General features: G+C 40.7%; 20 protein-coding genes and 5 tRNA genes. 22 read left to right on the top strand and 3 right to left on the bottom strand.

Annotated elements, in window-relative coordinates; genetic code table 11:
- The first annotated feature begins 7 nt into the window (after positions 1 to 7).
- The 3 genes from aroC to CLHUN_RS19685 are packed head-to-tail and all read left to right on the top strand — an operon-like array spanning position 8 to position 2,494.
- Complete coding sequence (aroC, locus tag CLHUN_RS19695; protein ID WP_080066406.1) at positions 8 to 1,186, top strand: chorismate synthase; 1,179 nt, start codon at positions 8 to 10, stop codon at positions 1,184 to 1,186.
- Positions 1,183 to 1,686 carry a shikimate kinase gene (locus CLHUN_RS19690; RefSeq protein WP_080066405.1) on the top strand — a complete coding sequence of 168 codons (504 nt, stop codon included), beginning with the start codon at positions 1,183 to 1,185 and terminating at the stop codon, positions 1,684 to 1,686. The genes aroC and CLHUN_RS19690 overlap by 4 nt, the downstream gene beginning before the upstream one ends.
- A gap of 58 nt (positions 1,687 to 1,744) precedes the next feature.
- On the top strand, positions 1,745 to 2,494 hold the full coding sequence (locus CLHUN_RS19685; RefSeq protein WP_080066404.1) for a response regulator: 750 nt from the start codon (positions 1,745 to 1,747) through the stop codon (positions 2,492 to 2,494).
- A gap of 95 nt (positions 2,495 to 2,589) precedes the next feature.
- On the opposite strand, the gene CLHUN_RS19680 is transcribed toward CLHUN_RS19685, so the two are convergent.
- Both CLHUN_RS19680 and CLHUN_RS19675 read right to left on the bottom strand, forming a co-directional pair.
- Positions 2,590 to 2,865 carry an HU family DNA-binding protein gene (locus CLHUN_RS19680; RefSeq protein ID WP_027627613.1) on the bottom strand — a complete coding sequence of 92 codons (276 nt, stop codon included), beginning with the start codon at positions 2,863 to 2,865 and terminating at the stop codon, positions 2,590 to 2,592.
- 126 nt (positions 2,866 to 2,991) lie between these two features.
- Positions 2,992 to 3,375, bottom strand: coding sequence for a universal stress protein (locus tag CLHUN_RS19675; protein WP_080066403.1), 384 nt, complete (start codon positions 3,373 to 3,375; stop codon positions 2,992 to 2,994).
- A gap of 187 nt (positions 3,376 to 3,562) precedes the next feature.
- Here CLHUN_RS19675 and CLHUN_RS19670 point away from each other — a divergent pair, with 187 nt between their 5' ends.
- From CLHUN_RS19670 to CLHUN_RS19600, 15 genes are all read left to right on the top strand, one after another.
- Positions 3,563 to 4,405 (top strand): fumarate hydratase, encoded by an 843-nt coding sequence (locus tag CLHUN_RS19670; protein ID WP_080066402.1) that lies wholly within the window; start codon positions 3,563 to 3,565, stop codon positions 4,403 to 4,405.
- A 17-nt stretch (positions 4,406 to 4,422) separates the two neighbouring features.
- Positions 4,423 to 4,977: a Fe-S-containing hydro-lyase gene (locus tag CLHUN_RS19665; protein ID WP_080066401.1), complete on the top strand. Its 555-nt coding sequence runs from the start codon at positions 4,423 to 4,425 to the stop codon at positions 4,975 to 4,977.
- 109 nt (positions 4,978 to 5,086) lie between these two features.
- Positions 5,087 to 5,290: a DUF1858 domain-containing protein gene (locus CLHUN_RS19660; RefSeq protein WP_080066400.1), complete on the top strand. Its 204-nt coding sequence runs from the start codon at positions 5,087 to 5,089 to the stop codon at positions 5,288 to 5,290.
- Between the two features lie 345 nt (positions 5,291 to 5,635).
- A complete protein-coding gene (locus CLHUN_RS19655) occupies positions 5,636 to 6,907 on the top strand; it encodes an adenylosuccinate synthase (protein ID WP_080066399.1) in 1,272 nt (423 codons plus the stop codon).
- A gap of 203 nt (positions 6,908 to 7,110) precedes the next feature.
- Positions 7,111 to 7,186 (top strand) — tRNA-Lys (locus CLHUN_RS19650).
- A gap of 486 nt (positions 7,187 to 7,672) precedes the next feature.
- The gene (locus tag CLHUN_RS19645) at positions 7,673 to 8,593 is read left to right on the top strand and encodes an AraC family transcriptional regulator (RefSeq protein ID WP_242656571.1); all 921 of its coding nucleotides are present in this window, start codon (positions 7,673 to 7,675) and stop codon (positions 8,591 to 8,593) included.
- 269 nt (positions 8,594 to 8,862) lie between these two features.
- On the top strand, positions 8,863 to 9,726 hold the full coding sequence (locus CLHUN_RS19640) for a sensor histidine kinase (RefSeq protein WP_080066397.1): 864 nt from the start codon (positions 8,863 to 8,865) through the stop codon (positions 9,724 to 9,726).
- Positions 9,727 to 9,876: 150 nt separating this feature from the next.
- The gene (locus CLHUN_RS19635) at positions 9,877 to 10,377 is read left to right on the top strand and encodes an NfeD family protein (protein WP_080066396.1); all 501 of its coding nucleotides are present in this window, start codon (positions 9,877 to 9,879) and stop codon (positions 10,375 to 10,377) included.
- Between the two features lie 128 nt (positions 10,378 to 10,505).
- Positions 10,506 to 11,501, top strand: coding sequence for a flotillin-like protein FloA (floA, locus tag CLHUN_RS19630; protein ID WP_080066395.1), 996 nt, complete (start codon positions 10,506 to 10,508; stop codon positions 11,499 to 11,501).
- 21 nt (positions 11,502 to 11,522) lie between these two features.
- Complete coding sequence (locus tag CLHUN_RS19625) at positions 11,523 to 11,780, top strand: hypothetical protein (protein WP_080066394.1); 258 nt, start codon at positions 11,523 to 11,525, stop codon at positions 11,778 to 11,780.
- Positions 11,777 to 12,535 (top strand): LytR/AlgR family response regulator transcription factor, encoded by a 759-nt coding sequence (locus CLHUN_RS19620; protein ID WP_242656570.1) that lies wholly within the window; start codon positions 11,777 to 11,779, stop codon positions 12,533 to 12,535. Before CLHUN_RS19625 ends, CLHUN_RS19620 begins: the two co-directional genes overlap by 4 nt.
- Before the next feature lie 246 nt (positions 12,536 to 12,781).
- Positions 12,782 to 12,856, top strand: a tRNA-Glu gene (locus CLHUN_RS19615).
- A 158-nt stretch (positions 12,857 to 13,014) separates the two neighbouring features.
- Positions 13,015 to 13,091 (top strand) — tRNA-Asp (locus tag CLHUN_RS19610).
- A 20-nt stretch (positions 13,092 to 13,111) separates the two neighbouring features.
- Positions 13,112 to 13,187, top strand: a tRNA-Thr gene (locus tag CLHUN_RS19605).
- A gap of 3 nt (positions 13,188 to 13,190) precedes the next feature.
- A tRNA-Tyr gene (locus tag CLHUN_RS19600) sits at positions 13,191 to 13,275 on the top strand.
- 205 nt (positions 13,276 to 13,480) lie between these two features.
- Here the strand turns inward: CLHUN_RS19600 and CLHUN_RS19595 are convergent.
- A complete protein-coding gene (locus CLHUN_RS19595) occupies positions 13,481 to 15,472 on the bottom strand; it encodes a phospholipid carrier-dependent glycosyltransferase (protein WP_242656569.1) in 1,992 nt (663 codons plus the stop codon).
- 523 nt (positions 15,473 to 15,995) lie between these two features.
- On the opposite strand from CLHUN_RS19595, the gene dapF reads away from it, so the two are divergent.
- The 4 genes from dapF (at position 15,996) to CLHUN_RS19570 (ending at position 19,440) form a co-directional block, all read left to right on the top strand.
- The gene (gene dapF / locus CLHUN_RS19585; RefSeq protein WP_080066392.1) at positions 15,996 to 16,829 is read left to right on the top strand and encodes a diaminopimelate epimerase; all 834 of its coding nucleotides are present in this window, start codon (positions 15,996 to 15,998) and stop codon (positions 16,827 to 16,829) included.
- A 38-nt stretch (positions 16,830 to 16,867) separates the two neighbouring features.
- Positions 16,868 to 18,100 (top strand): LL-diaminopimelate aminotransferase, encoded by a 1,233-nt coding sequence (locus tag CLHUN_RS19580; protein ID WP_080066391.1) that lies wholly within the window; start codon positions 16,868 to 16,870, stop codon positions 18,098 to 18,100.
- Positions 18,101 to 18,261: 161 nt separating this feature from the next.
- Positions 18,262 to 18,828, top strand: coding sequence for a uracil-DNA glycosylase (locus CLHUN_RS19575; RefSeq protein WP_080066390.1), 567 nt, complete (start codon positions 18,262 to 18,264; stop codon positions 18,826 to 18,828).
- A 6-nt stretch (positions 18,829 to 18,834) separates the two neighbouring features.
- Complete coding sequence (locus CLHUN_RS19570) at positions 18,835 to 19,440, top strand: uracil-DNA glycosylase (RefSeq protein ID WP_080066389.1); 606 nt, start codon at positions 18,835 to 18,837, stop codon at positions 19,438 to 19,440.
- Positions 19,441 to 19,852: the final 412 nt, after the last annotated feature.

Genomic DNA, 19,852 nt, shown 5'->3' with positions numbered 1-19,852 from the left:
GGCAGCTATGGTTGGAAATTCATTTGGAAGAGTATTTCGTGTTACAACGAGCGGAGAGTCCTATTCTGGTGCTTTTAGGAAAAGCGAAAGTGTTCCGCCGGAATTATGGGGCGGGTTGGTGGTTATTGTTGACGGTGTTCCCGCAGGTGTTAAAATAACTTCCTCCATTATTCAGGAGGAATTGGACAAAAGGAGGCCGGGACAGTCAAAGCTGCATACACCAAGATCTGAAGCTGACAAGGTGTATATCTTTTCAGGTGTTATGCAGGACGACACAACCACCGGGGCGCCTGTGGCAATGCTTATTCCCAGCAGTGACATAGGGGACAGGCATATCGAACAGCACAGAGGCAACAAGGAGCTTCTGAGGCCTGGACAGGCGGCGTATACCTATTATAAAAAGTATGGCGAGCATTCGGATTATCTTGGCGCAGGCAGGGCATCAGCCCGTGAGACGGCAGCCAGGGTTGCGGGGGGAGCAGTTGCAAAACAGGTTTTGGACAGACTGGGTATTGACGTATTGGCATATACTGTTGAATCCCATGGTATAAAGGCAGGCCCGTTTACTTATGAGCAGGCAAAAAGAAATTACAGGACTAACGAGATAAACTGTCCTGACCCGGAAATTGCACAAAAAATGATTGAGGACCTGTTACAGGTCATAAAGGAAGGTGACTCCTGCGGCGGTGTGATTGAAATTATTGCAAAGGGAGTGCCCGCCGGACTTGGTGAACCTGTATTTGATAAGCTGAGTGCCACTGTAGCTCACGGCCTGATGTCCATAGGGGGCGTAAAGGGTATAGAAATAGGAGAGGGCTTTGGAGTTGCAGGGAAAAAAGGGTCGGAAATGAATGACACACCTTATTATGACAAAGAGACGGGCAGAATCAGATTTAAAACCAACAGGGCAGGGGGGATGCTTGGAGGTATATCCAATGGAGAGGAAATAAGAATTCGCGTGGCGGTAAAACCTACGCCAACCATTTTACAGGATCAGTTGACAGTAAATGTTCAGACTCTTGAGCCTGTAATCCATAAGTTTGCATCCCGGAGTGACCCGTCACTTGTACCACGAGTATACTCAATATGTGAGGCAATGGTAAGGATTGCGCTGGTTGACAGCATCATAATGTCTTCCGGACTCAGAAGCATAACAGAAATGGATTCCAGGTGGGACAGCCTATGATTAGTGAAGAGGCAGTTCCAAACATTATTCTTATCGGCATGCCTGGGACCGGAAAAACTACAGTTGGTGAAAAGCTGAGCGAAATCCTGGGGTATGGATTTATGGACACTGATTCAGTTTTGACGGCAAAGACCGGCAAGACTCCCAGACAGCTTGTGGAAGAACATGGACGGGAGTATTTTCTGAAGCTTCAGGATGATGTGGTTCTACAGATCAGTACTGCCAGGTGCGTAATATCCACAGGAGGTGGCATAGTGCATAGTGCTGCTGCCATGGAGCACCTGAAAATAATTGGTAAGGTCGTCTTTCTGAACACGAGTTATCAGGCCATTGAAGCTAGAATGGATACAAACAGAAAGTTGGTCAGAAATGGCAGTTCCTTGCTACAGTTATATGATGAGAGGACACCTTTGTATAACAAATATGCTGATACGGTTATCCAATGCGACAACTGCGAGCCCCAGACAGTATGTGAAAAGATAATCGATTCTATGAAATGAAGTAAAAGCTTGTTTTTTGATTCAGCCATAAATATATGAAAAGGGTTAAAGAGAAACAATGAGTAAAATAAGGGTTTTGATAGTAGATGATAATTTATTAACTGCAAAGGCATTATATGAAAAACTGGGTGAGTGCCAGGATTTCGAACTGCTTAATATCGCAAAGGATGGGCTCGAAGCCATAGAACTGATCAACAGGGAAAAGCCTGATGTTGTGCTGCTGGACATAATTATGCCTAAACTGGACGGAATAGGCGTTCTTGAGTACGCAAGAGAAAATAAGGAAGGGAACCTGCCCGTATACATAGTTTATTCTGCTGTAAGTCATGAAAATTATGTAGCCAGGGCAATGAACCTTGGAGCAAATTATTACATAATCAAGCCTTTTGACGAAAATGTCTTAGCTTTACGAATCAAACAGCTTTATATGGATTCTAATATCAAGCAGTATATCAAAAAGGACTACAGTGCCGAAGCGGCCCAAAAGCAAAAGAACCGCTATGACGATGAACTGAAGGTACTGGCAACAAAGTATATGAGGGAATATGGCCTGAAAGCGCATATGACCGGATATTGCTATATCAGGGACATAGTTACCCAGGCTTTCGACAGCTATTGCCACAATGGTAATCTGCCAAAGGGTATATACAGGGAAATAGCTGAGAAAAACAATGTAACAATTCAGAAGGTTGAGAGAGCCATAAGAAATTGTATTGAAAATGTGCCTGCAGAGGATGATAACCAGAAAAAACCTACAAATTCACAGGTTATCTGTCAGTTGATTGAAAAGATAAGAGCGAATAATTAGCATGCTATAAAAGACTGCATTAAAGCCATACAAAAAGCCCTGAAGAGTATTCAGGGCTTTTATGTAGTGTACCTGTAAAAGGTGCATATGCTGTATTATGCGTTAACATTATCCTTCAAAACTTTACCAGCCTTAAATACTGGAGCTTTTGATGCTGGAATAGTTATTTCCTTCTTAGTCTGTGGGTTTCTACCCTTTCTAGCAGCTCTTTCTCTTACTTCGAAGGTTCCGAAACCAACCAAAGTAACTTTATCGCCAGCCTTTAGAGTGTCCTCAACGGAAGAAATAAATGCATTCAAAGCAGCTTCACTATTTTTCTTGTTTAGACCTGATTTTGAAGCAATTGAGTTGATTAAATCTGACTTATTCATTATACAACCTCCTAAAAATGGAATTCGACATTATTTTATAATGAAAGTTCGCTAAAGTCAAGCCTTTGAAGGCAAAATAGTTAATTTGTACCAGGCAAAATAGGAATGTTTTTAGCAATTTCTGCTTTAATTGGGTACAACATGTATTTCAACGCTATCCAAGCTATTTTTTAATGATTTATAGAAGTGGTTTTCACTGTGGTCACCTTTGGAATCGCCCATGACCAAAAGGTTTATCTTATTGTCCCAGGCATATTCGACAATGGTATCAACAATCTCATCCGATCTGAGAACGGTAAGATTTGCACCTATTGATTTGGCAATGCCGAAAAGATATTCCAGAGCTTCACCTTCCTTGTCATTGTCAAGAAAGCTCCAGTTGTTTTTGGCCACGTGAATGATAAATATGGAATCCCCTTCCCTAGAAAACTCTAAAGCCTTATTTATGAGCCGTTCGCAGGTTTTTTGTTGAGTGACGCATACTAAGATATTGCTTATAGTTGGCTTCAAAGAATAACCTCCCTTCATGTATATAATTATACTAGATTATTGTCGTTTTGTCTTTGAATATTGCCCTGTCCTTTTGAACAATTTATGAACATTTTAGGTTGTTTTGCAAGGGCATTTATATGTATAATTATATAATCAGTGGATATGACTCCCACCGGCAATATATAAATTTCATTTGGAGGCATTAATGAAGGATATCGAGGTAAACACAATAATAGAGGCAGTAAGGAAATTATGTATGGATGCCAACTATTATCTTAATAATGACATTAAAAAGGCAATGGAAAACGGGCTTGCTGCTGAACAATCGCCCATAGGCACCGAGGTGCTGGAAAAGCTGCTGCTCAATGCGGAGCTGGCTGCCCGGAAGAAGGCTGCAATATGCCAGGACACAGGTATGGCGGTTGTTTTTGTTACTGTGGGCCAGGAGGTGCATATAGCAGGCGGAGTGTTGTCGGATGCAATAAATGAAGGGGTAAGGCGGGGCTATAAGGAAGGATATCTGAGAAAATCGGTGGTGGGTGACCCCATAGAACGTATGAATACCGGCGATAATACCCCTGCCGTAATTCATTATGATATTGTTCCGGGAGATGCCCTGAAGATTGAGCTTGCCCCAAAAGGCTTCGGCAGTGAGAATATGAGTGCCCTGAGAATGCTTAAGCCATCTGACGGAATAGAGGGCGTAAAAAGCTTTATACTTGAGACTGTTGATAAGGCAGGCCCGAATCCTTGTCCTCCCATAGTTGTGGGTGTGGGTATAGGAGGTACTATGGAAAAAGCCACTCTGCTGGCGAAAAGGGCTTTGCTGAGGCCTGTTGACAAGAGCAGCGGCATCGGGTATGTGAGAGAACTGGAAGCCGAGATGCTTGAAAAAATAAATGAGCTGGGCATTGGTCCTGCCGGGCTGGGAGGCACCAACACCGCTCTTGCCGTAAATATAGAGACATATCCTACACATATTGCAGGGCTGCCGGTTGCAGTGAATATTAATTGTCATGTTACCAGGCATGCTGAGATAGTACTATAGGAACAGGGAGGATGAACATGCACCATATTGTAACAGCTCCATTTGACAGGAATGAGGTAAAATTATTCAGGGCAGGCGATACCATAGCGCTTAGCGGAACCATATATACTGCAAGGGATGCCGCTCATAAAAAAATGATTGAATTATTGGCGCAAAATAAGCCTTTGCCTTTTGACATACGGAATCAAACCATATACTATGTCGGGCCTTGCCCTTCAAGAGAAGGAGAGGTAATTGGGTCTGCCGGGCCCACCACAAGCTACAGAATGGACGCTTACGCCCCCGCGCTGATTGAACTTGGACAAACCGGCATGATAGGAAAGGGCCTGAGAGGTTCAAATGTCATAGCAGCAATGATGGAACACGGAGCAGTATATTTCGGTGCCATTGGTGGTGCAGGGGCACTTATGGCGGAATGTATAAAAAGTCAGGAAATCATAGCCTTTCCGGAGTTGGGCGCAGAAGCGCTCAGAAAGCTTGAAGTGGAAGAATTTCCGTTAACGGTTATTATCGACTGTTACGGCGGCAACCTGTATGAGACGGGAAAGGCACAATACCGCAAAGTTAAATAATCCATGGCATTTTATATTTTGCATATTTGTATATTTTTAAAATTCATTAGTGTATAATAGTTCTATGCAGTTGATAATTGCGAAATATGAATCAAGGAGGTTTATGATAATGGCTAAGGTGACAAAGGATATGATAATAGCTGACGTTTTAAATATGGACAGAGGAACAGTACCTATTTTTTTAAACGCAGGAATGCACTGCCTGGGCTGCCCTTCATCTTCAGGAGAAAGTATTGAGGATGCCTGTCAAATTCATGGTATTGATGCCGACCAGCTTATTGCTGATTTGAATAAATTCCTGGAAAGCAAGTAATCTATGAGCTTGTAAGTCGATTTGTTTTTTAATACTTCAGCAAATCAAGGCTTGAGAACAGATAAAGCATATCTGCCCTCAAGCTTTTTGTATTCCGTGTTCTGCGAAGCTGGAACACACTTAGCCAAGCAGTGCAAGCATTTATTTGAAGCAACCTGTCATGCCTGCAGCTCTGTATTTCCTGTCCAATAATTGAGTTTTTGTTGAATAATACCGGGTACTAAGTTATAATTTAATAGGTTGATTTAGTAAATTGGCAAACAACAGTCATATGCTTTGGTATATTTATTAAACGTAAATATTCAAATAGAATCAGACATGCATTCATAGACAGGAGGAGCAGCTATGGCAGTAAGAGTAGTAGTAGGAACTCAATGGGGTGACGAAGGCAAAGGCAAGTATATTGACATGCTGGCTGAACAGTCGGATATAATAGTAAGGTTTTCTGGCGGAAACAATGCCGGTCATACAATTGTAGCCAATGGAGAAAAGTACGCTTTACACCTGATACCTTCAGGAATACTTCATACAAATAAAACCTGTATTATCGGTAACGGAGTAGTAATAGACCCCGCGGTATTGCTAAAGGAAATGAAGGGCTTAAACGAAAGAGGCGTTACTACAGACCACTTGTTAATAAGCGACAGAGCCCACTTGATTATGCCCTATCATATAGGACTTGATGAACTTCAGGAGAATTTCAGAGGAAATAACAGTATAGGTACTACAAAGCGGGGTATTGGACCCTGTTATGCAGATAAAATAGAGAGATCCGGTATAAGAATGTGTGACCTTATAGACAAGGATGAATTTATCAAAAAGGTCAAGTCAAACCTGGAACTTAAGAATCTTATCATAGAAAGAGTTTATGGCGGAAAAGCCTATCAGGCGGAAGCAATAATTGAAGAATATCTGGGCTATGCTGAAAAGCTTAAGAAATATGTTACGGATACAACAAGTCTTCTTGCCGATGCTATTGATAATGGCAAAAACATATTGTTCGAGGGAGCTCAGGCAAATTTCCTGGATATAGATTTCGGTACTTATCCCTATGTTACCTCGTCAAATCCTATTGCAGGCGGAGTGTGTACCGGTTCTGGATTAGGTCCTATATACATTAATGAGGTATATGGGGTACTTAAGGCATATACTTCAAGGGTTGGAGCAGGACCGTTTCCAACCGAGCAAAACAACGAAATCGGGGATACCATCAGAGAACTGGGCTGGGAGTATGGTACAACCACTGGCCGTCCGAGAAGATGCGGCTGGCTGGATACCGTTATGATCAAATACGCAGCTAAAATAAACGGTCTGACGGCTCTGGCAATAAATCACGTTGATACCATAGGCAAGCTGAAGGAAATCAAGCTCTGTGTGGGATACAAATATAAGGGGCAGGTTATAAGATACTTTCCTGCCAGCCTCAATGAGTTGGCAAAGTGTGAGCCCATATATGAAGAATTTGAACCTTGGAATGAAGACATATCCGGTGTTAAGAGCTTTGACGGCCTGCCGGCCAATGCTAAAAAATATCTCAACAGAATAGAAGAACTTGTTGGAGTTAAAATAGGACTTATAGGAGTGGGAAAAGACAGGGAACATGTTATTGTAAGATAGCCGGACCCTGGAAACAGCCTGTAAAAACTGTTATGAAACGACGGACAGGGAGTTTCATGACAGTTTTTGTTGTGCCTTTTTATACTTGAACGATTAATGGCAGCATGAATTCGTTTTTTAGTATTTTTTATAAAATGTGTTGACAAAATACTATTTATTAAGTATTATTTATACTTGTGGTCGAAAAAATTACTCAAGCAAATGACCCATTAGCTCAGTTGGCAGAGCACTTGACTTTTAATCAAGGTGTCCGCAGTTCGAATCTGCGATGGGTCACCAAATAGCCTCGTATCTTTAGGATACGGGGTTTTTTATTGTCTAGGAAAGTATAAATTTTTCTGATAAAATTTAGAGATTAAAAGCTTTTAATAGTGAGTGTTACAGGTTAAATGTAAAACATTTCCTAAACAATAAAAGACTTTGAATTTATGCGCGTGCCAGATTTTCCTTGACACATGAAAAATAGGGAAAGTTTCAGTAGAAGGAAAAGGCACATGCACAAACAAAGTGGCTTTGCCACCTTTGTTCTTACTCTGAAACGGGCACATTGATTGGCAAAAGGCACCCTGATTATTTCCTTTTTACTTTAATTATAATAGACTATATGGTAATATTTGTGTATAAAGCTTTATGAGTCTTTTACGAAGAATAATATGAAACAATGGAGTGTATGCAGGTTGTATCAGTTATGCATTAAATGAGCACAAAATGTAAAGAATCCTTTTGTTTTTAATGATATTATTTTCTCGAAAGGAGGTTACTTTATTGAATGCCTTTGAAAGAATGAATGAAGTTATAGACTATATTGAAGACAATATTGCTGGAGAGATTGATTATGTTAAAGCTACGGAAATTGCAGGTTGTCCAAAGAATCAATTTCAGCGTTTTTTTTCATACATTACAGACATAAGTTTATCAGAATATGTCAGACGTCGAAGATTAACATTATGTGCATTTGACTTACAGCAAAATAAATCAAAAGTAATTGATATTGCACTAAAATATGGCTATGATTCTCACACTTCTTTTACACGTGCATTTCGGGATTTCCATGGAATTTCTCCATCAAAGGCCCGAAATAAAGGTGTAGTTTTTAATATATATCCAAAACTGACCTTTCAACCCCAAAACTTGAATAAAGAACGGAGTGGAAACAAAGTGGCTGTATTGGGAAAAATTGAGTTTATTAAGCTGCCTGCTGTAAGAATGATTGGTAAAAAGGTAATTAACGGTGGCGGTGAGAATCCGGTTCCAGAGTTGTGGCAGAAATGCTTTCAAGAGAATACTCTTGATGTACTGGAATATAATATGCCGGTAGTGGAATATTACATTGGCTGGATGGGTGAGTATAATAATGAGACAGGGAAATTTACATATATTGCTGGTATGCTAATGCCAGCAGGAACACCAGTTCCAAATGGGTTTGACTATAGGGATTTACCTCCATGCCTAGTGGGAAATGGATACATAAACGGCGATTTTGCTAATGGTGATGTTTTCCGTAATTCACATAACCTAACTGTAGGTGGAATTATAGAAAATGGATATGCACCAGATTATTCATATGGCTGGAGTGCGGAAGCATACGCCAAAGATTTGTCCTTTGAAGCAGAAGAAGGAACCATTAACTATTTCTGTCCATGTAAGAAGCAGATAAGTAGTGCAAATAGAAAATTAACATTATAAAAAAAATAGACAGCCGGTCCTAAAGCCTCCATATGTTACTGTAATAATAGGGCAAAGGAGGCTTTTCACTTGAAAAGACCTGTAAAATTGGATACCTCAAAAGATACCGAAATCCCGTTGATGACTTTGAGTCCCTCCTTTTAAGCAATTCAGGCGGAAAGAATAACCTTCATAAAGCGTGGTGCGGAATCATCAGTTGACAAGCTGCAAACAGGTATTTAAATTAATATCAAATACATAGCCTAGCCTATTTGAAAGGTTATATTTATATGAAGAATCTTAATATAAGTAAAGCGTCAGTTACAATTATAGTTTTGAACACCTTATTGATCGTTGCTGTTCTGGTGGCGGCAGTTTACGGATTTACCCACGGCAGGTCCATAAAAGCAATTTCAAATGGTAATATCAATATTTTTCTGCTCTTTTCTATTCTTATTGTGGCAATAAACAGTTTTATAGTAGTATATGACAGATACTCGCTGAAAAGGGCCCATAACCGTTACAGCGCTCTTAATAATACCCTTTCGCAGATAGAAGCCCTGAATAATACTTTGAGAGCCCAGAGGCACGACTTTTTAAACCAGCTACAGGTTATGTACAGCCTCCTGGAAATGAATGAATATCTTGAAGCCAGACAATATATCGAAAATGTATATCAGGATATTCTTAAAGTCAGCAGGTATTTGAAAACATCCAGTCCTGCGGTTAATGCACTTCTTCAGGCAAAAATGCTGGCTTGTGAAAAAGCTCAAATAGAAGTGGAATTAAACGTAGCATCACAGTTAACCGATTTAAAAATGCAGACCTGGGAGTTATGCAGGGTCTTGGGCAATCTTATAGACAACGCAATTTATGCCTTAAAAGATAAGAGCAGCGGAAGGAAGCTTGTAATTGACATATTCCAGGATATAAAGCATGTGGGGTTCAGAATTGGAAATAATGGACCTGAAATTGAAAAGGGCAATCTTGAAAGAATTTTTCTCCCCGGATTCACCACAAAAGGAGAGCAGGGAGAGGGGATGGGACTTTCTATTGTCAAGGAACTAATTGAATCCAATGGGGGAATTGTGAAGGTTGAGAGCACACCTTCACTGACAATATTTGAAGTCAGGGTCCCCAGGGTAATGTTATAAAGCGTGTAAAACGACATATTGTACCTCAGATTGTATTTTTTATAGATGATGTATTTATCTGATAAAAAATATGTACTAAAATTAAACTCAGATAAAGGTATTGTTGAAAAGGATTTTTAATCAGCTTTTTACCGGGAGGTGAGAAAGTAAATGAGCGTAATAAATTTATTAACAAGTATTGACCCTGTAGCGGCAGTTTGTTTCCTTCTGGGATTGGTGCTTGTTATTTTTGAAATGTTTCATCCTGGGCTGTCATTTCCGGGTATTCTGGGGGGAATATTGATAATAGTTGGGGTTGTACTTACTGCCAAGACTATAATGGATATGTTTATTCTTATTATTTTAGTTCTGGCTGTTTTAGCAATAGCGCTTACTATCGTAGTTCATTCGGCAACAAAAGGACACCTCTCAAAAGTTCTGGTGCTTTCGGATTCTCTGGATAAGGAAGTAAAAAATACATTGGATGATGATCTGGAATACTTCTTAGGAAACGAAGGTGTGACATTGACACCTTTACGACCTGCGGGAAGTGCTGATTTTGACGGCGTCCATCTGGATGTGATATCTGACGGCGGATTTATTGAAAAGGGCAGGCGGGTGAAAATCAGCAGGATGCAGGACCGTATATTCGTTGTCAAAGAAATTGAATAAAAGGATAAGAGGTTTTAGCCTCAAACCCAAAATATCGGCTTTCAGCCGATGGTAATTGACTTAAAGCTTATAAAATTTCTGACCAATAAATTTTTTATCCGTCAAATCTGAGTGAAAGGGGTAATAATATGTTTCATCTTGGTTTATATACCATAATAGCGGTGGTTATAGTATTTATAATACTGTTTTTTAATTTTATTCCTGTAGGCTTGTGGATTTCTGCCTTTGCGGCCGATGTCCGTGTGGGTATTTTTTCGCTGATAGGTATGCGGCTGAGAAGAGTTTTGCCAAAGAAGATAATAATTCCTTTGATTAAATCTACAAAAGCTGGTCTGAATCTGAATTTAAACCAACTGGAGGCCCACTACCTGGCAGGGGGGAATGTTGACAGGGTGGTAGATGCTTTGATTGCAGCTCACAGGGCTGATATGAATCTTCCGTTTGAAAGAGCTGCAGCTATTGACCTGGCAGGACGTGATGTGCTGGAGGCTGTAAAAATGAGTGTAAGTCCTAAAGTAATTGAAACACCCAGTGTATCGGCTGTTGCAAAAGATGGCATTGAGCTCCTTGCAAAAGCCAGAGTGACAGTGAGGGCAAATCTGGACAGACTCATAGGTGGGGCAGGAGAGGCTACTGTTCTGGCCAGGGTCGGAGAAGGAATTGTAACAACAGTTGGTACGGCAGCCTCACATAAGGAAGTACTTGAAAACCCCGATATGATATCCAAAACCGTCCTTGCAAAAGGACTGGACGCCGGCACTGCATTCCAAATCCTTTCAATTGACATTGCGGATGTAGATGTTGGAAGAAATATCGGTGCACAACTGCAAACCCAGCAGGCAGAGGCTGATAAGAATATAGCCCAGGCCCGGGCTGAAGAAAGAAGGGCTATGGCGGTAGCCCGGGAACAGGAAATGAAGGCAGTGGTTCAGGAGAAGAGGGCAAAGGTAGTGGAAGCTGAGGCTGAAATCCCAAATGCCATGGCCGAAGCTCTGAGACAGGGAAAGATAGGCGTAATGGATTACTATAATATGCAGAATTTAATATCCGATACACAGATGAGAGAGTCTATTTCCAAGGCAGGTAAATCCAGTGTGTCCGAGACAGGTGAGAGAAAACTATAATATATCGGGGAGCTGTTGCTTATGACAGATAGAAAATCAGAGCAGGATGAAAGCAGTATCACCGAGAAATTCCGGAGGTTCATGGAGGATGAAAGGCTTCAAAAAAACAGGAAAAGTACCGTTCCTGAATCCCGGAATTTACGGACTGCAAAGGAAGATACTGAAAACGATGAAATTCTTAGCAGGATCATAGCTGACGTGAGTTGCGAGATTCTTGTTCAGGGATTGGTTTATTCAGAGGTGTTCGGTTTGCCGAGATGCAAAAGGAGAGGTCGGTGAGAATACTGGACCACAAGGTTTTAATTGTAGATGACGATAGCGGTATGAGACTTGTTTTAAGAAAAGTTCTTGAAAAAGTAAAAGGTTTCAATTTGGTCGGCGAGGCAGAAAATGGGCAGGAGGCAATCAGCATGGTTGCGTCCTGCCGTCCTGATATAATATTTATGGATGCGGAAATGCCGGTTATGAATGGAATAGAAGCTTCAAAAAGAATACTTGAGACCAATCCGAAAATAATCATCATCATTGCAACCGCACATGAGCAATACATGTCGGATGCCTTTGAGCTGTATGCTTTTGACTACTTGCGAAAACCATTCAAAATCGAAAGAATCAAGCAGACTCTGGACAGAATAAAAGATATGCGCAAAGTCTGGGAGACTTCAAAAATGAACGAGATTTTCAGACATGAAAAAGGACTGGAGAAGCTTGTTATCCGAAATAAGGAAGGTATAAGTCTTATAGATTTGAAGGATATTATTCTTATTCAGAGAGAAGAGGGAAGTACGGTAATTTATTCTCAGAAAGCCAGACATGTGACATCGGAAGGTTTGAGTGAAATTGAGGAGCGTCTGGACAAGACTTTATTTTTCAGAAGCCATAAGTCCTATATAATAAATATATCATTAATCAGCAAAATAGAGACATATGGGCGATGGACCTATTTGATTAAGTTCAAGGACAGTGACAAGGATGCATTGCTGACTTATGAAAGATACGGGGTACTTGAGAATTTCTTCAGCTCCGGTCTGTAAGCCGGGAATAGGGCTGATGGTATGAGGAATGTATAAAGGATAAATTCATAATTTCTCAAGCCTTGCTGCACATGGCTGAACCTGGATTTAAGGGGTAATATCCGGCGGGTTTATCCAAATAGAAGTTGCTTAAAAAACAGCGTCAAAAAATAGTTGAAAGAAAAGATAAAAAATAGCTTGACTTTTTGTACAACCCCCGTTAAAATATACTTTGTCGGTCGGCGAGCGGTCGCCGGCAAATAGTATGGCCCATTGGTCAAGTGGTTAAGACACCGCCCTTTCACGGCGATAACAGGGGTTCGAGTCCCCTATGGGTCACCAATAAATTCAGATTCCATTAAGTCATCAGATTAAGTCGATAGATAAAGTCAGATGATGATAAGGGACTCGAACCCGGGAGGGTGCGAGCGGTGGGCGACGTCAGTAGCAGGCGAAGCATGCGTGAGTCCCCTATGGGTCACAATTTAAGTTTTTAAAATGGCCCGGTAGTTCAGTTGGTTAGAATGCCAGCCTGTCACGCTGGAGGTCGACGGTTCGAGCCCGTTCCGGGTCGCCATTTTAAGTTTTTATATATGTGCTGGTGTAGCTCAGCAGGTAGAGCAGCTGACTTGTAATCAGCAGGTCGGGGGTTCAATTCCGTCCGCCAGCTCCATATGGAGGGGTTCCCGAGTGGCCAAAGGGGGCAGACTGTAAATCTGTTGTCAGTGACTTCGATGGTTCGAATCCATCTCCCTCCACCACAAAGCCTTGTGCATTCGCGATTAACGCTGTGCGCGAGGTTTTTTATTTTTCTTGAATTTTTAATTTTAAAATATGTTGTTTTGAGCGGATAAAAAAACCGCAGGTGAAGGCAAAGAACCTCATCTGCGGTTTTATATTTTTTAGGATTTAAGGAATAGATTAATTAGCCCATAATCAATACCACACAATCAAAATACCATATAATCAATATCTGAAGCTCCAGCCAGGAAACCACTGCAGGAAACTGGCATACCACCTGGGTACAATGGCACCTGAAAGTATTGGGTAAAACATGACAAACAAAAGTGCGGTAAGTATGAGATAAATGTAAACTATCTTTTTGGCAGTATTCCCAAGTTCATAAAAGATTTTCATAAGATAGACCATCACTATGATCAAAAAAGGAACAACAGAAAAGTAGTGGTAAATAAAGGCCATCCTTCGAACCACCATCCAGGGAATGTACTGGAACAATGCACCCAGTATGGGAACCACCATATATTTGTCTTTTCTTTTTATAGCAAATACGATTCCGGTAATAAGAGCCGGTATGCTGAACCACCATATAAGAGGATTACCCATACAAATTATGCTGGAAGTAAGCCCTTCTGCTGCCAGGGCCTTTGAGCCGTAGAACCATATGGGCTTTGCCATGATCGGCCATGACCACCAGGGGGAAGAATAAGAGTGCTTGATACTCAGCTCGTTATGGAAATTATACATATATGTCTGGTTGTGGAAAAATTCCTTGATGCCTTTGCCGGGAACCATCATTATGGATGTATATGAGGCAAAATAAATTACTCCAGGGATAATTATAAAGAACAGGATACATGCCAGCGCAGTCAAAATATAATATTTTTTCCAGAATTTATCAAAGAGGGAAGACGACAGCCCATATTTTCTATAGGCGGTATAACAGACTAGCTCGTCAGTCTTGGTAATTACAAAAATCAGAAACAGTCCCACTGCGCCATACATGGCTATCCATTTGGTGGCGGTGCCTACACCCAGTACCAGGCCGCAGAGGAACAGCGGAAGGAGTGACTTTTTTAAACCTGCCTTATAAGGCTTTTTTATAAAATAGTCATATATGTAGTAGTACATCAGTATAACAAAAAAAGTTACATATACGTCGATGGTCGATATACGGGTCTGCACAAAATGCATGAAATCAAACATCATGAGAAAAGCGGTACAAAAGGCAAAGAACCTTTTTTTGAATACCTTTAAGCCGAAAAGGTACATTAGAGGTATCATAGCCACTCCAAACAGAGTACCTGTAATTCTCCAGCCGAAAGGATTGACTCCGAAAGCCAGCATGCCCAGCATAACAAAGTATTTGCCCAGAGGGGGATGGGTCCTCTCAAAAGGAATGTGGCTGTATATGAAGTCAAGTGCGGTCCGAGGATAAAACACCTCGTCAAAATATGTATTGGTATCCGACAGGGTGTAGAAATCAACCTTTTCCTGTTCATCTATAAGATTTGACAGCTCATTGGGGGAATGATCGGCATTTTCAATTTTCACATAATCCATATCAAGCTCTGAAGGCATAATGCTTTTTATAGGCAAAGGCTCAACGGAACCCTTTTCAAATATCGCTATTTCGTTTATGGCCGCTCCCGGTCCATTGGGAACAAATTTTATCTTACTGGTTTTAAATGTTTTCGTTGAAACCTTCCAGGAATAAAAACCGCTTTTATCAATTTCTTCAGAGCTCCAATAGGTGTCATAGTCACTTAAGTACATAATGTTGTATTTTACATTATCATATTGTTCCTTATTATAGCCCTGATATATCATAACCTTGGATACTTCCACCTTTTTTCCCAGCTCCACGATAAAGCCGTCATTCTTTGCGGAAGGAGCCCAACCGGTTTCCGGTACATTCAGTCCCCCAAGATTATATATGGCCACAATGGCGTAAAATACAGTCATAACCAGCATTATGAGAAAATCCTTCTTACCTGCTTTAAAAAGGGGCTTTACTTCCTCGTCATTATCCAGCAATTCACTTTCAGGAATAAATAATGAGCCGTTTTTTATGCCGCGTATACGCACAAAGCCCCATATACCTATTACCAGCAAAGAAATGCAGGTAACTCCCAGCATCATAGTAGCAAATCCGGGCATTTCAATTTTAGAAAGATAGCCGGAAATATTTTTAAACAGTTTGATGAAAAAGTCCTTCAAAATTTAACCTCCGTGAGCTGCGATTGATACAGTACATGTAATGAAAGTCACAATGGTCTGAGAAGCCGGTTATCTGACCATCGTGTCAGTAGTACCAGTAGCAGAAAAGTTTTACAATAATTATAATATAGTATGAATTACAATACAATTGATAATGTTCAGGAAAACCGCAGGCACAGCCAGATTTCCATATTATATTATTTACAGTTATCAGACTCTTTAGCCTGGTATTGCCCGTACAGAAAATTGGCCCTGTGACCGGAGGAAGATAATAGAGCCGCACTTCACTGCCTTGCAGCTTGTGCCGGGCGATGTTATTATCCTCAAAAAGCTTGAAAGGCAGCAAGCTTTTTTGCGGTAATAACGGCTAAGGAAGATAATAGGGCCGCATTCGCCTTGCGGCTCATGCCGGGCTATGCTATAATATGAAAAAGTTAGGAAGTTTTTATATGCTAAATTGCAAAAGCTAGCTGGTGTGGCTTTGTAAAAATTGAAGCCAGGAGTGCTTAAGGGGGATATTTAAATGAAATTTACCAAAATGCAGGGTCTTGGAAATGATTATATATATGTAGATTGTACTCGTGAGACAGTAGAGAATCCGTTTGATATTGCCAGGAAGGTAAGTGACAGGCATTTTGGCATTGGTTCCGACGGTTTGGTGCTTATACTTCCATCCCAAAAAGCTGATTTCAGAATGAGGATGTTTAATTCCGACGGCTCCGAATCAGAAATGTGCGGCAATGCGATACGCTGCGTAGGAAAATATGTCTATGACAACGGCATGACGGATAAGAACATTGTAAACATAGAGACTTTGGCAGGCATAAAGGTGCTGACCCTTACGGCTCAGAACGGAAAGGTTGAGCTTGTAAGAGTTGATATGGGCGAACCAATTCTCCTGCCAAAGGATGTACCTGTTGCATCAGACAAGGAAAGCTTTATTTCAGAACCTATAACCATTGACGGTCGGGAGTTCAAAGTAACCGCCGTATCCATGGGAAATCCACATGCAGTTTCCTATATAGATGATGTGGATAACTTTCCTCTTTCTCAGACAGGCCCCAAAATGGAAACCAATTTACTGTTTCCAAGAAAGGTCAACGCAGAGTTCGTTCAAGTGATAGACCGGAAAAATCTCAAAATGAGAGTATGGGAAAGAGGAGCGGGAGAGACGCTGGCCTGCGGTACGGGAGCTTGTGCTGTGCTTGTGGCGTCAGTCTTAAACAACCTGTCGGAACGGGCTGCAACAATTAAGCTTCTCGGTGGTGACTTGTTTATAGAATGGTCGGAGGAAGACAATCATGTTTATATGACCGGACCTGCTGTCAAGGTTTTTGAAGGTGAAATAATTATCTAATTATAAAATATAGAATATAAGAGAGGATTATAAGAAAAATGGCATTTGTAAATGAGAATCATTTGAAATTACCGGGCAACTATTTATTTGCCGAAATTGGAAAAAGGGTTAATACATTTAAAGATGAAAATCCTGATGCAGAAGTAATCAGACTGGGGATAGGCGATGTAACCCGCCCGCTGCCGATGGCATGTATCGAAGCAATGCATAAGGCCGTTGATGACATGTCGAAAGTTGAGACCTTTAAAGGTTATCCGGAATATGAAGGTTATGACTTCCTTATTAACAAAATCGTTGAATTCGACTATAAAAAAAGAGGAATATCAATAGGCTCGGATGAAGTTTTTGTAAGTGATGGAGCAAAAAGTGATACCGCCAATATTCAGGAGCTTTTTGGAGCCAACAGCAGGATTGCTGTTACAGATCCGGTTTATCCCGTATATGTTGACAGTAATGTTATGGCTGGAAGAACCGGAGAATATGTGGGGGGCAAATGGACAAATGTCACCTATCTGCCTTGTACCTCTGAAAACGGTTTTATCCCTGAACCGCCTAAAGAAAAAGTAGATTTGATTTACTTATGCCTTCCCAATAATCCAACCGGAACCACTCTTACCAAAGAGCAGCTAAAGGTATGGGTTGATTATGCGCTGAAGAACAAGGCGATTATACTGTTTGACTCGGCATATGAAGCTTTTATAACCCAGGAGGATGTGCCGCACAGTATCTATGAGATAGAGGGAGCAAAAGAAGTAGCAATTGAGTTCAGAAGCTTTTCCAAGACTGCCGGATTTACCGGAACCAGGTGCGCATATATAGTAATTCCAAAAGAGTTGAAGGCATATACTGCAGACGGTGCCGAAGTGGGACTTAACAGACTTTGGTACAGAAGACAGGCTACCAAGTTCAATGGAGTTTCATATATAGTTCAGCGTGGAGCAGAGGCTGTATATTCACAGGAAGGCCAAAAGCAGGTTAAAGAAACTATTTCCTACTATCTGGAGAATGCAGCAATTATCAAAAGCGGGCTTGAAAGCATAGGAATAACTGTTTTTGGAGGTGTCAATGCGCCTTATATCTGGATGAAGACACCAAATGGCATGGATTCCTGGCTGTTCTTCGATAAGCTTTTAAATGAAGCAAATATTGTAGGAACTCCCGGCGTTGGCTTTGGGCCAAGCGGACAAGGATATTTCAGATTGACTGCTTTCGGAAACAGAGAAAATACACAGGCGGCGGTTGAGAGATTCAAGACAAGGCTGAAGCTGTAAAGCTTGACCACTGTCTTTACAGACAAATTCAATCAAAATTGCTATTCATTAATATAATATATATTTTTAAATTGAAGCTTTTCATATTAACTTTCAGGCCGGCTAAGTTTAGTCGGCCTGAAAAGTGTAAAATAGTCAAACTGTCAAAGGGGGATATAAATATGTTGGATTGGGAGCAGTTGAATTCCGTATGCAGCAATTGCCAATCCTGTGAACTTGGACGGACAAGAACCAATGTAGTTATTGGAAGAGGAAATACCGAGGCACCCATTTTATTTGTTGGTGAGGGGCCGGGAGAGAATGAAGATGTTCAGGGACTCCCGTTTGTAGGTGCTGCCGGACAATTGCTGGATACATTGCTTGATGCACTGATGTTTAAGCCTCACGAGTATTATATTGCAAATGTGGTAAAGTGCAGGCCGCCAAATAACAGGGTTCCATTAGAAGAGGAAGCTGAAAAATGCCTTCCATACCTGAGAAACCAGGTTGCTCTGATCAGACCGCAGATAATAGTATGTCTGGGCAGTACGGCAGCAAGATATGTTATTGCCAGAGATGCCAAGATAACTCAAATCAGAGGACAGTGGATAGAGCGTAAAGGCTATTGGATTATGCCTGCCTTTCATCCGGCTGCCTTACTCAGGGACCAGAGCAAGAAAGCGCTGCTTTTTAGTGATATCAAGGCAGTAAGAGATAAATTGCTTTCAATAACAGGGAAGGAGGATTAACTGACCATGACAAGTATTGAATCAATAAAAAATCTGGATGAATTGAATATAAAATATCTGGAAGCCTTTGAAAATGAACAGGTAGTACTGGGAGAGGGTTCTATATACAGTTCTTTGGTTATTATCGGTGAAGCGCCGGGAAAAGATGAAGTTAAAGAAGGAAAGCCTTTTGTGGGAGCCGCCGGAAAAAACCTGAAGGAGTTTATGGATATGATAGACATATCCAGGGAGTCGGTCTATATAACAAATGCAATAAAGTGCAGGCTGGGAAAAGTGAATGAAAAGACTAAAAGAATAATCAACAGGCCTGCAACAAAAAATGATATTATCAACAATCAGCCATGGCTCTTTAAGGAGATATCCTTTCTGTATCCGAAAATTATAGTTACCCTGGGGAATGTTCCATTGAAAGCAGTTACAAAGGATTTCGGTGCTTCAATTGGTGCAATGCATGGAAGTCTTCACAACTGTACAATTGGTGATAAGGAATATAAATTGTTTCCGTTGTATCATCCTGCCAGCATAATATACAACAGGGCATTAAAAGAGGTCTACAACATGGATGTTCTTACATTAAAAGAAGTTTTGCAGGGTTTAAGTACATATAAATAAAGTTCAGTATTTTATGGTATAAATTGCATCTATAAAAAGAAATATTTATTAAAATAATATATTAAATAATATATTGACAAGGTATAATTGGCTATGCTATTATAACTAAGCTGTCAGGGCAACAAAACAACACGGAATACAGTAATTTGTGACAAACAAAAAACTACAAAAAGTGTTGACACTATATTGGCAGTATGGTAATATATAAAAGTCGCTCGGCACCACCGGGCGTATGAATGACGGATTTAAGCAGATGAATCTTTATCAGGTGTGATTCGTTATTCAATGGACTTTGAAAAGTAAACAGTGACAAATACATGCAAATGTATGTACATTCGTGTACATTGTAAAGGACTCTTTTAAATTCCAGAATCCAATGGATTCTAAAAATTGAGTAAAAGAATTTGGTTCT

The organism is Ruminiclostridium hungatei (assembly GCF_002051585.1).
Lineage (GTDB): Bacteria > Bacillota > Clostridia > Acetivibrionales > DSM-1351 > Ruminiclostridium > Ruminiclostridium hungatei.
This window is presented reverse-complemented; position numbering and strand designations above follow the sequence as displayed.

What these genes read in the sequence shown, in the direction of transcription:
- CLHUN_RS19625 (WP_080066394.1), top strand. Translation starts at nt 11,523, where the DNA reads ATGACAGATAGAAAATCAGAGCAGGATGAAAGCAGTATCACCGAGAAA.
- CLHUN_RS19665 (WP_080066401.1), top strand. Translation starts at nt 4,423, where the DNA reads ATGCACCATATTGTAACAGCTCCATTTGACAGGAATGAGGTAAAATTA.
- aroC (WP_080066406.1), top strand. Translation starts at nt 8, where the DNA reads ATGGTTGGAAATTCATTTGGAAGAGTATTTCGTGTTACAACGAGCGGA.
- CLHUN_RS19635 (WP_080066396.1), top strand. Translation starts at nt 9,877, where the DNA reads ATGAGCGTAATAAATTTATTAACAAGTATTGACCCTGTAGCGGCAGTT.
- CLHUN_RS19660 (WP_080066400.1), top strand. Translation starts at nt 5,087, where the DNA reads ATGGCTAAGGTGACAAAGGATATGATAATAGCTGACGTTTTAAATATG.
- CLHUN_RS19580 (WP_080066391.1), top strand. Translation starts at nt 16,868, where the DNA reads ATGGCATTTGTAAATGAGAATCATTTGAAATTACCGGGCAACTATTTA.
- CLHUN_RS19570 (WP_080066389.1), top strand. Translation starts at nt 18,835, where the DNA reads ATGACAAGTATTGAATCAATAAAAAATCTGGATGAATTGAATATAAAA.
- CLHUN_RS19685 (WP_080066404.1), top strand. Translation starts at nt 1,745, where the DNA reads ATGAGTAAAATAAGGGTTTTGATAGTAGATGATAATTTATTAACTGCA.
- CLHUN_RS19680 (WP_027627613.1), bottom strand. Translation starts at nt 2,865, where the DNA reads ATGAATAAGTCAGATTTAATCAACTCAATTGCTTCAAAATCAGGTCTA.
- CLHUN_RS19655 (WP_080066399.1), top strand. Translation starts at nt 5,636, where the DNA reads ATGGCAGTAAGAGTAGTAGTAGGAACTCAATGGGGTGACGAAGGCAAA.
- CLHUN_RS19640 (WP_080066397.1), top strand. Translation starts at nt 8,863, where the DNA reads ATGAAGAATCTTAATATAAGTAAAGCGTCAGTTACAATTATAGTTTTG.
- CLHUN_RS19575 (WP_080066390.1), top strand. Translation starts at nt 18,262, where the DNA reads ATGTTGGATTGGGAGCAGTTGAATTCCGTATGCAGCAATTGCCAATCC.
- dapF (WP_080066392.1), top strand. Translation starts at nt 15,996, where the DNA reads ATGAAATTTACCAAAATGCAGGGTCTTGGAAATGATTATATATATGTA.
- floA (WP_080066395.1), top strand. Translation starts at nt 10,506, where the DNA reads ATGTTTCATCTTGGTTTATATACCATAATAGCGGTGGTTATAGTATTT.
- CLHUN_RS19690 (WP_080066405.1), top strand. Translation starts at nt 1,183, where the DNA reads ATGATTAGTGAAGAGGCAGTTCCAAACATTATTCTTATCGGCATGCCT.
- CLHUN_RS19670 (WP_080066402.1), top strand. Translation starts at nt 3,563, where the DNA reads ATGAAGGATATCGAGGTAAACACAATAATAGAGGCAGTAAGGAAATTA.